The organism is Pantoea sp. F_5 (assembly GCF_008631595.1).
Classification (GTDB): domain Bacteria; phylum Pseudomonadota; class Gammaproteobacteria; order Enterobacterales; family Enterobacteriaceae; genus Pantoea; species Pantoea gossypiicola.
The window spans coordinates 95,128-104,726 of sequence record NZ_VWUO01000016.1; the positions used below are offsets into that span (position 1 = coordinate 95,128).

Genomic DNA, 9,599 nt, shown 5'->3' on the forward strand with positions numbered 1-9,599 from the left:
TAGGGACTGCATGATGGCTAAACTGAGACTTGAAAAAATTACAAAGCGTTTTGACGAGTACTATGCAGCGAGAGAGATCTCTTTCGATGTTGAAGAAGGGGAGTTTGTCACCCTGCTGGGACCCAGCGGATGCGGTAAAACAACCCTTCTGAAGATGATTGCGGGATTCGTTACCCCAGACAGTGGAAACATCATTCTGAACGGTCAGGCAATTAATACACTACCCCCGGAGAAGCGAAGCACTGCGATGTGTTTCCAGTCTTACGCTTTATTCCCTCATCTGAATGTTGTTCACAATATTGCTTATGGGCTGAAGCAGAAGAGGATCCCCCCTGGCGAACAGAAAGCTACGGTGAATACCGTGCTGAAACAGATGGGCCTCGGATCACAAAGACACAAAATGCCTTCTCAGCTTTCAGGCGGGCAACAGCAAAGAGTTGCGATCGCGAGAGCCATGGTAACAAAGCCTCACGTCATGCTTTTTGATGAACCTCTTTCCAATCTGGATGCAAAGCTGCGTGAAAGTGTGAGATATGAAATCAAGCAGCTTCAGGAGCGCCACAACCTTACATCAGTTTATGTGACGCATGACCAGAGTGAAGCGCTCTCCATGTCAGACAAAATTGTGGTACTTAATGCAGGGAACATTGCGCAGGCAGGCACACCTGAAGAAATATACTATCAGCCGGCAAACCGCTTTATTGCCGATTTTATTGGTGCGGCAAATATTATGCAGGCAACCATATGCAGGGCAGAACAACCCGGCTATTACAGGGTATCCACTTCAATGGGGGGCTTCTACGTCAGCTCTTCCAGAGTACCTGAAAGCGATCATTGCTGGATATGCTGGCGACCCGAAGATGCTGTATACATTCCGGAAAGCAGAAAAGACTCTAATCACTTTACCATCACCGTTGAAAGTATGGCTTTTATGGGAAACCATACCGAGGCTTTGGGGCACACAAGCGATGGAACCGGTGTGCGGCTGCAACTTATAAAAAAACCTTCCTTTAAAACCGGTGGGCAGGCATGTTTCTATTTGCCTGAAAATGCCATCGTATTTCTGGAGCCTGTGATATGAAAACCAATGTACGGCAGGAGTTATTTGCCTGGCTTCTTATGATAAGCGGGCTTGGTACTATCCTTATGCTTATGGGCTCAACATTCTATGTTCTGATAGCGCAGAGTATTGGCTATTTTAACCTGACGGGTGAAAGTTATTTTACACTTCAGTACTGGTCCGGGATGCTTCGCGATCCCGTACTGGTGAGCTCACTTCTTTATTCATTAAAAGTTTCACTTCTCGGAGCCCTGGGGGCCGTTATTCTCGCCTACCCCATTGCTTTATGGCTGAGAAAGCCGCTGCCCATGAAAGAAAGTGTCATTGCCATACTGCGTATACCTATGTTTATTCCTGGCCTTGTTGCAGCCTTTTTATTTATTAACATTATTTCATTCCATGGTGTTATTAATGAGTTCCTTCTCGCCGCAAAAGTTATCAGAGCGCCGCTGCGTATGCAGAATGACAGTTTCGGCACGGGAGTCATTGTCCTGCAGATATGGAAGAATATGCCCTTTGCGCTGATTCTGATAAGCAGCTCAGTGAATACTGTGAAAAATGATCTTTTAAACGCATCGGTAAATTTAGGCGCTAATAAGTGGCAGAGGTTTATCACTATTGTACTGCCACTTACCCTGCCCGCAGTGCAGGTGGCATTGATTATTGTATTCATTGATGCGATCGGTGACTTTGCTTTTTATTCAGTCGCCGGGCCTCATGATGTTTATTCACTTGCGCGACTGATGCAGTCAACGGCTATGGAGTACGGAGAATGGAATAACGCTGCCGTGATTGCCATGATCATCATGATAACCTCACTATTATTCAGTATAGCAGTTAAGTTAATGATAACACCTTTCATGACATGCAAAGGCGACCTGAAATGAACGTGAACAGTCCAGAAAAGACCAGTGTAGTCATGAGAGTTTCGGTAGCTTTTTTTCTCATTGCTAATTTTATATGGCTTGGGCTGCCCGTGGGCATGGCGGTAATATGGTCGATGGTTGACCCTGCACATCCCTGGAGTTTCCCTGACATATTTCCGGACAGCCTCTCTTTCACAAGATGGGTAAATATGTGGCAGACGACATCGCTTCCTGACGCTATGTTCAACAGTTATTCGATAGCGTTAACAGTAGCTCCCCTGAGTCTGTTACTGGCTCTTCCTACTGCTTATGCTTTCGGACGCATACCTTTCAGAGGAAAAGGGATAGCTGAAATCCTGACGCTGATCCCCCTCGTTATGCCGGGTATGTTGATCGGCATATTTTTCAGCGCCATGATCTTGCAACTCGATATCGAAAATCCTTTTATCAGCATCGTTACGGGACATACTGTCCTCGCACTGCCTTATGCAATAAGAATACTTTCCGCCGGTTTCCGGGCTGTACCGCAGGAGATGATTGACGCCAGCCGCGATCTGGGTTCGGACAGGTGGGCAACATTCAGGAATGCTTATCTGCCTTTTCTGAAGAGTGCCATTCTTGCTACTCTGATACTGTGTTTCGTCAGGAGTCTTGAGGAATTTTCCGTTTCATATGTACTGGGTTCACCGGATTTTATTACCATTCCGACAATACTTTATTCTTTCCTTGGATACACGTTTGTAAGACCAGACGCAGCAGTTGTATCAATGATACTCATCATTCCTAACATCTTCCTTATGATCATCATTGAAAGAGCGCTGAAGGATAATTATGCGGCTGAGTCAACTGGCAAATATTAATATGAAGAGGTTAATATGAAACGCTTTTTAACTTTAACTACCGTTATAACGGTTACTGGTCTCTCTTTTTCTGCGGCAAAGGGAGCGCAGCTTTCAGAAATGACGTGGAGCGAGGTTGTCTCCCAGGCAAAAAACGAAGGGACAGTTAACTTTAATGTCTGGTATCTCAAGCCACAATGGCGAAATTTTGTAAAAGAATTTGAATATGAGTACGGTATTAAAGTAATCATTCCTGAATCGACCATAGACGGGAATCTGAATAAAATTCTTGCTGAAAAAAATAAAGAAACCGGGAAGCTTGATGTAGTAGGTTTTACGATGAGCCAGATGCCACTTGTCCTTAACTCTCATACCGTTTCGCCAGTAGCATGGCTTCCTGAATACCAGAATGGCTATAGTCAAGTCAATGGTACCGACTTCCTCGGATATGGCCTTGCATTCTGGGGAAGCCAGACCGGGTTTGCGTATGACCCGCTGCAAATGCAGGACAAAAAACTGCCTCAGACTCTGGAGGAGCTTCAGGGCTTCATCGACAACAATCCAAATTTGTTTGGATACAATGATCCGCAAAATGGCGGGGCTGGTGAAGCTTTTATACAGAGAGTACTGACACTCCACGGACAGGGAGAGCATAAGTTAGCTGATAAAGCAGACCCGGCCGTTCTCCAGCAGTGGGATAAAGGATGGGAATGGTTTATTAAAAATAAAAGTAAGATCACGCTCACAAAATCGCAGGCAGACAGTCTTACCCGTATCAATGATGGCGAGCTTATTCTGGCACCTGCGTGGGAAGACCACCTGCTGACTCTTAAAAAAACAGGTGCAGTGACATCACGCATAAAATTTTATGTACCCGGGTTTGATATGCCTGCCGGTGCCAACGCTGTAGTAATAGCTAAAAATTCAGCACACCCCGCTGCATCTGCTCTGTTTGTCAACTGGCTGATCAGTGAAAAAACGCAAAGCGAACTCCATAACGTTTTTGGTTCAATTACGGTAAATAAACATCTGAATAAAGAATTCGATGATAAATTTCAGAAGGTAAGCTTTTATAACGCCCCATACAGCGTTGAGCTCAAAAAAGAATTTTCAAGGCGGGTATTGCTGGGACGATAAAATTTTCCGCATAATAAATGATTTTTATCAGATTACACATCCTGTCTCTTACCAACAAGGTGCTATATCAGCTCTGGTATATGCACCTTTTGTCCTGTTCACGATGCGCGTGACTCACGCTCGCTTTCTGTGACCGCATTAATGGCTATATCTGGCACAAAGGTAAGGTGCCAGTAAGATGTTATTCCCAGGTGAAATTTCGTGTATTAAGTTAAAAATCATTAACTGTACATTGTAGGGTCTAGCAGAATGGATTCTGATTTTCGCCCAAAGCAGACCCTCTCTGATTGATTGTGCTGAATCAACAAAACCTACCAGCTAAAGTCTAAGCTGATGCACCTTCATACAAGTGTCAACACTGTCAGACGCTTACAAACAGGCTGCGTATGACCGGCCTGAAGGAGAACGTGAATTAGGTGCGGGCGCTGACGGCGGCGGGACGGGGCAGAACTGACGGACAAAACAGTGACCGGCTACATGACCTGTGGCTGGCTACCGGACTCCGCAGCCGCACTTGGGATGCGCTGGATGATGAGGCCCGGGCAGTGATGAATGGCCTGTGGAAGCGAAAGCATTTCGTAAGCGGCACATATAGGCCGTATTGGCACTTATACATATTTGAGATCTGCTTTCTTTAGTGGCCGGTCATGTGGCAGCTTCACCTGATAAACAGCACTTGTTGAACTTATTTTAAACAATATACCTGTAGTTACTCACGTAAAGTAATTTATTGCCGATGATGTTTTAAACACTCATTATACGGAACCACAACATGTTCAAAAATCTCAGGCTGACGACCGGCATTGCCGCAGTACTCATCATCTTCACTGCCCTGCTTGCCCTAACGGGTGCGCTTTTTTACGCCTCAGCCCTGAAGGCCGACAAAAATTTTATCAGTGCCCGCCAGCTTACCCTGCAGCAGCAGTATCTTGGCGATACGGTCCAGACGCTTATAAAAACACGCGTTACCATTAACCGCGTAGCCATTCGCTTTCTGAAAAACCAGAGTGACCCGGCTTCACTTGCCGCGATGTCTGCACTTCTTGATAACGCGGTGCAGACGGCCACCGAGGCCCAGACTTTATTCAGAGCCTGGCAGGCCGTTCACCGTGAGACAGGTCAGAGCAAAGCGGAAGACGTCAAAGTGGCCAGTGCATTCCAGGCTATGTATACCACGATGCAGGCATCTGCCAATTTCCTTAAGCAGGGAAATTATCAGGCCTATGGTCATCTTGACGCACAAGCTGCACAGGACCAGCTTGAGCGTAACTATGAGAGCTGGCGGACGGTTAACAATAACCTGATGCAGCAGACCTTACAACAGAACCAGCAGGGGCTGGCGGATGTGCGGTGGACGCTGCTGGCTGTGGCATTTTCAGCCTTTTTCATCATCATTGCCGTCTGGCTGGGGCTGAAAACGTTACTGCTCGGTCCGGTCAACAGGCTGACGGGCTATATCCGCGCAATTTCCGCAGGTAACCTTGTGTCGGAAATCAGTGATGAGGGCCGAAATGAGGTAGGGCTCCTCGTGGCTGAATTAAAGTTGATGCGGAATGCGCTTGCCACTACCGTCAGGTCAGTTGGTGACGCGGCGCATTCTATCTTAACCGGCGCGTCAGAGGTTTCTGCCGGCAGCACGGATTTGTCCTCGCGTACAGAACAGCAGGCGGCGGCGCTTGAAGAAACCGCCGCCAGCATGGAGCAGATTACATCCACGGTGAAACTGAATGCCGAAAATGCCCAGCAGGCGTCTGCTGTGGCCAGAGAAGCGGCGGCCATAGCTACGCAGGGCGGTGAAACCGTTGGCAGGGTTATCACCAACATGGAAAGTATCAGTGAAAGCTCAGAGAAAATGGCGGGTATTATCGAAATTATCGACGGCATAGCCTTCCAGACTAATATTCTGGCCCTCAATGCTGCCGTTGAAGCCGCACGTGCGGGCGAGCAGGGGCGCGGGTTTGCTGTCGTTGCGGGTGAGGTCCGCTCCCTGGCGGGCCGCAGTGCGGTAGCCGCACAGGATATAAAACAGCTTATTGAACAGTCGGCACTGCGTATCAGAAGCGGTGCTGATCATGCCTTAGAGGCCGGGAAATCGATGTCCGGTATTGTCATCTCTGTCAACCGTGTGACTACGCTGACGGAAGAAATCGCATCCTCATCAGTGGAACAGACGCGCGGTATTGAGCAGGTCAGCAAAGCCGTTTCGGAAATGGATGGCGTCACCCAGCAGAACGCAGCACTGGTTGAACAGTCGGCCAGCGCGGCGGCGTCCCTTGAGGAGCAGGCTGCCCATCTGCGTCAGGCCGTTGAGATCTTTAAAACCGGCAGGTCTGACGAAAAACTTACTGAAGCTGCTACGCCTGTAAAAAATATGAGCTTGACAACCACAAGTTCTGGCTGGCAGTCATTCTGATAAAATCCGGTTCCGGTTTCTGCCATGGTAACAGATGCAAGATCCGGTTTACTGGCCACTGCTGAGGTGCTGCTGATGAGCTCCAGCTGTTCCGACACGTCGCAGCCCAGCGGACTAAGTTCACAACCACACGCCGGGCAGAGCGCCTCCTCCGGCTGCAGCGTTAAGGTTTCGCATTGCAGATACGCCAGCAGCGGTTCACGGGCGGAAGACTAGCGTAGCGGCTATGGCAGTGCAGGGTCATGCTGCTCACCCAGAACCTCACATATCTCTTCCAGCAGGCCGCTGATGCGCTCCTCAGTATCGCATATTTGACGCTGCGTTTTCTTCCGCAACTCTAGGGCGCAGCTGAACTGAATGCCAACGCTCAAGAATGTTCAGTCCTGCCCATATCTATTAATATGTCCGCTTCTCGCTCATATTGGACGACCATAATCACATCTCCTAACCCAAAGGAGATTGAGCATGACAACATTCCCATGGAACAAGGGCCGTCTTATTGGCCAGAAACGGCCTCTTCAGATCTCTCATATCTGGGGAATCCGTATCAGACTTGAGCTGGAAGGAAAAGTACGCGATTTAGCTCTGTTTAACATGGCTCTGGACAGTAAACTTCGGGGCTGTGATCTGGTTAAGCTAAAAGTTTCTGATGTGGCCTATGGGCACTCTGTTTCGGGCAGAGCGACAGTGCTGCAGCAAAAAACGGGAAGCCCCGTTCAGTTTGAACTGACTAAGGGAACCAGAGAGGCTGTAACCGCGTGGATTAAAATGGCTCATCTACTTAGTAGCGACTATCTGTTCCAGTCCCGCGTCGGTTCTTCACGACATATCTCAACAAGGCAATATAACCGTATTTTTCATGGATGGATTGATAAGCTGGGTCTCGACGAGACTCTGTACAGTACGCATTCTATGCGAAGAACCAAGCCATATCTGATCTATAAAAAAACGAAAAATCTTCGAGTAATCCAGCTACTGTTAGGTCACAAAAAACTCGAAAGTACAGTCCGTTATCTCGGTATTGAAGTGGATGATGCCTTGGAGATATCTGAGTCTATTGAAGTTTAATTTGTGAGGGCTGCAACAGCAGCCCTGTGCCAGAAGCGGACGTTCAATCCTCCCCTTTCAGGCGTTATCTATCACAAGTCTTTACTATTGCACAGCCATCGCCAGGCGAATCCCAACTGCAGTAAAGGCCAGTGCCACGCTCCAACGAATGCCGGTCATCACCCTAGGATTTCCTAATACATAATGACTAACAGATGATGCAAAAGCACCATACAGAGAAAATACTGCAAAAGTCAGGGCCGTAAAAATAGCTGAAAGAATCAACATACTCTGTGTGGGATGTACATCACCGGAGGCGATAAACTGCGGAAGGAATGCTAGGAAAAATAGCGAAAGTTTGGGATTAAGAAGATTGGCAACTACCGCCCGTATTATCAAGGCGCCAGGAGATAACTCCTGCCTGAGACCATCAGCGGTTAAAAGTGTCTTATCCCGTAGAGTTTGCCACGCCATAAGCAGCAGGTAAGCCACACCGGTATACTTCACAATGGAAAATAGTAACGGACTGGCATGTAGCAGGGCGGCAAGGCCTGTAACTGCAGCCAGCATATGAGGCAAAACCCCGAGAGTGCATCCGGCAGCAGCAATTATTGCGCTACGTTTACCCTGCCTGAGGCCGGCAGAAAGCGTGATGATGGCACCAGTACCGGGTGACATAACAATTAGCAGAGATGTCACCAGAAAATCGTTATAGAGTATCAAATTTTACCCCTCATCGACAGCTGAAATAATCGTTTCAGTATTCGATTAAGAGGTTTCTCTGTCTTGAATAAAATTGCAGCGACACTGACAGCTATATTTTTGAAATCTGTTGCGCATAAAGGCCCGGCGTATAGCCATAGCTGCGACCAAACAGACGGGTCATGTGGCTTTGATCCGCAAATCCACCCGCAATGGCTGCATCAGCAAGGTTCATTCCGCCCCTGATAAGCTTTCGAACCAGGGACAGGCGTCGCTGCATAAGATAGGCATGCGGGGTCAGTCCACTGTAATGCGCAAAAGCGCGTAAAAATGTAAACTGCCCGAGTCCGGCAATCGCCGCCAGTTCAGTAAGAGATGTGGCACTCTCCGGCGCGTCATCCATTTTTTGCTTCGCGTATAACACACCTTTTATGGGCATGTTCATCTGAATCCGGGGCATTTGGGCCAATGCTTTGGTCAGGACTAACAATGCTTCATCCGCAGCCAGCTTTTCTACATCGCTATTACCACTGATAATGACTTGATATAACTGGTTGAAGTTTTTTGCCATGCCAGCATTCGTCGATACAGGCAGGGCAAATTCTCCGCTGGCATATTTACCATCAGAAATATCGATAAAGCATTGATTTATAATTTCTTTATCAAAATAAAGCATCCGCCAGGATCGCGGGCCATTGAGTGGTGTCCCGTCGTGAACTTCCCCCGGGTTAACAGCGATAACATCACCCGCGTTCGACTCGACATGTCCGCGCCCACTCAGGGATTTTTGCCCGCCGCTGTCCATCAAACCAATACCGAACTGGTCGTGAGTATGCCGCCCGAATGAAATGTCGCTGTTGGCGTTTATTGCCTCGACACCCGCTACAGTTATGGGGAGGAGTTCAATGGAATGTTGACGCACGATGTCAGCATTTCTCCTGTCGCAGTTGGTCGTGTTGCGTGAGTTCATAATCGATAAACGCATCGATCATAGTCCGGCAGACCTTTTCGATAATCCCTGTAGGAAGTCCTGCTTCAGTCGCCTGTTTACTTACCTTGTCGATTACCTGCTTGACACGGTCTGGAGCACGCACGGCTGAATGGTCACTTTTGAAAGCTGCTGCAGCTTTAACACACTGGCTGCATTGCGCGATCATTTTAACCAGTTCACTGTCAATCTGATCGATACGGTTTCTGACGTCCTCAATTGACGAAAAACTCATCACAACCCCATCTAACTAGTACATGGATGCGATAGATTACACAAATTTTCGTTTCAAAACAGTAATGACCTGCCCCCCGTTGATTAATACACCACGATGTTAGTAATGTCTTCATAAGCCACATGAGGACATCCCCATGAAGAAGCGTTTTTCCGACGAACAGATCATCAGTATTCTTCGCGAGCCTGAAGCCGGGGTTTCTGCCCGTGAACTCTGCCGTAAGCACGCCATTTCTGACGCCACCTTTTACACCTGGCGCAAGAAGTATGGCGGTATGGGGGTGCCCGAGGTTAAGCGCCTGAAGTCGCTTGA

10 protein-coding genes and 1 pseudogene are annotated in these 9,599 nt (G+C 48.0%); 7 read left to right on the forward strand and 4 right to left on the reverse strand.

What is annotated here, in order from left to right:
• Positions 1-13 precede the first annotated feature (13 nt).
• The 5 genes from F3I44_RS18790 (at position 14) to F3I44_RS18810 (ending at position 6,315) form a co-directional block, all read left to right on the forward strand.
• Positions 14-1,081, forward strand: a complete 1,068-nt coding sequence (locus F3I44_RS18790) for an ABC transporter ATP-binding protein (RefSeq protein WP_150015440.1) — start codon at positions 14-16, stop codon at positions 1,079-1,081.
• The gene (locus F3I44_RS18795) at positions 1,078-1,947 is read left to right on the forward strand and encodes an ABC transporter permease (protein WP_150015430.1); all 870 of its coding nucleotides are present in this window, start codon (positions 1,078-1,080) and stop codon (positions 1,945-1,947) included. The genes F3I44_RS18790 and F3I44_RS18795 overlap by 4 nt, the downstream gene beginning before the upstream one ends.
• Entirely contained in the window at positions 1,944-2,786 is an 843-nt protein-coding gene (locus F3I44_RS18800) for an ABC transporter permease (protein WP_150019512.1), read from the forward strand. Before F3I44_RS18795 ends, F3I44_RS18800 begins: the two co-directional genes overlap by 4 nt.
• Positions 2,787-2,801: 15 nt before the next feature.
• Positions 2,802-3,902: an ABC transporter substrate-binding protein gene (locus tag F3I44_RS18805; RefSeq protein WP_150015432.1), complete on the forward strand. Its 1,101-nt coding sequence runs from the start codon at positions 2,802-2,804 to the stop codon at positions 3,900-3,902.
• Positions 3,903-4,674: 772 nt separating this feature from the next.
• Entirely contained in the window at positions 4,675-6,315 is a 1,641-nt protein-coding gene (locus F3I44_RS18810) for a methyl-accepting chemotaxis protein (RefSeq protein WP_150014236.1), read from the forward strand.
• A 35-nt stretch (positions 6,316-6,350) separates the two neighbouring features.
• Here the strand turns inward: F3I44_RS18810 and F3I44_RS24010 are convergent.
• Positions 6,351-6,653 (reverse strand): annotated as a pseudogene (locus F3I44_RS24010) (IS66 family transposase); the annotation flags it as partial.
• Between the two features lie 127 nt (positions 6,654-6,780).
• On the opposite strand from F3I44_RS24010, the gene F3I44_RS18820 reads away from it, so the two are divergent.
• Positions 6,781-7,383 (forward strand): site-specific integrase, encoded by a 603-nt coding sequence (locus tag F3I44_RS18820; protein ID WP_150014238.1) that lies wholly within the window; start codon positions 6,781-6,783, stop codon positions 7,381-7,383.
• Between the two features lie 84 nt (positions 7,384-7,467).
• Here the strand turns inward: F3I44_RS18820 and F3I44_RS18825 are convergent, their stop codons facing one another.
• From F3I44_RS18825 to F3I44_RS18835, 3 genes are all read right to left on the reverse strand, one after another.
• Entirely contained in the window at positions 7,468-8,082 is a 615-nt protein-coding gene (locus F3I44_RS18825) for a LysE family translocator (RefSeq protein WP_084690480.1), read from the reverse strand.
• Positions 8,083-8,176: 94 nt separating this feature from the next.
• On the reverse strand, positions 8,177-9,049 hold the full coding sequence (locus F3I44_RS18830; RefSeq protein ID WP_223811707.1) for an AraC family transcriptional regulator: 873 nt from the start codon (positions 9,047-9,049) through the stop codon (positions 8,177-8,179).
• Positions 8,991-9,287, reverse strand: coding sequence for a chorismate mutase (locus tag F3I44_RS18835; protein WP_150014240.1), 297 nt, complete (start codon positions 9,285-9,287; stop codon positions 8,991-8,993). Before F3I44_RS18835 ends, F3I44_RS18830 begins: the two co-directional genes overlap by 59 nt.
• 136 nt (positions 9,288-9,423) lie before the next feature.
• Here F3I44_RS18835 and F3I44_RS18840 point away from each other — a divergent pair.
• Positions 9,424-9,599 (forward strand): transposase (locus F3I44_RS18840; protein WP_150019513.1); only part of this gene is annotated, 176 nt, incomplete at its 3' end.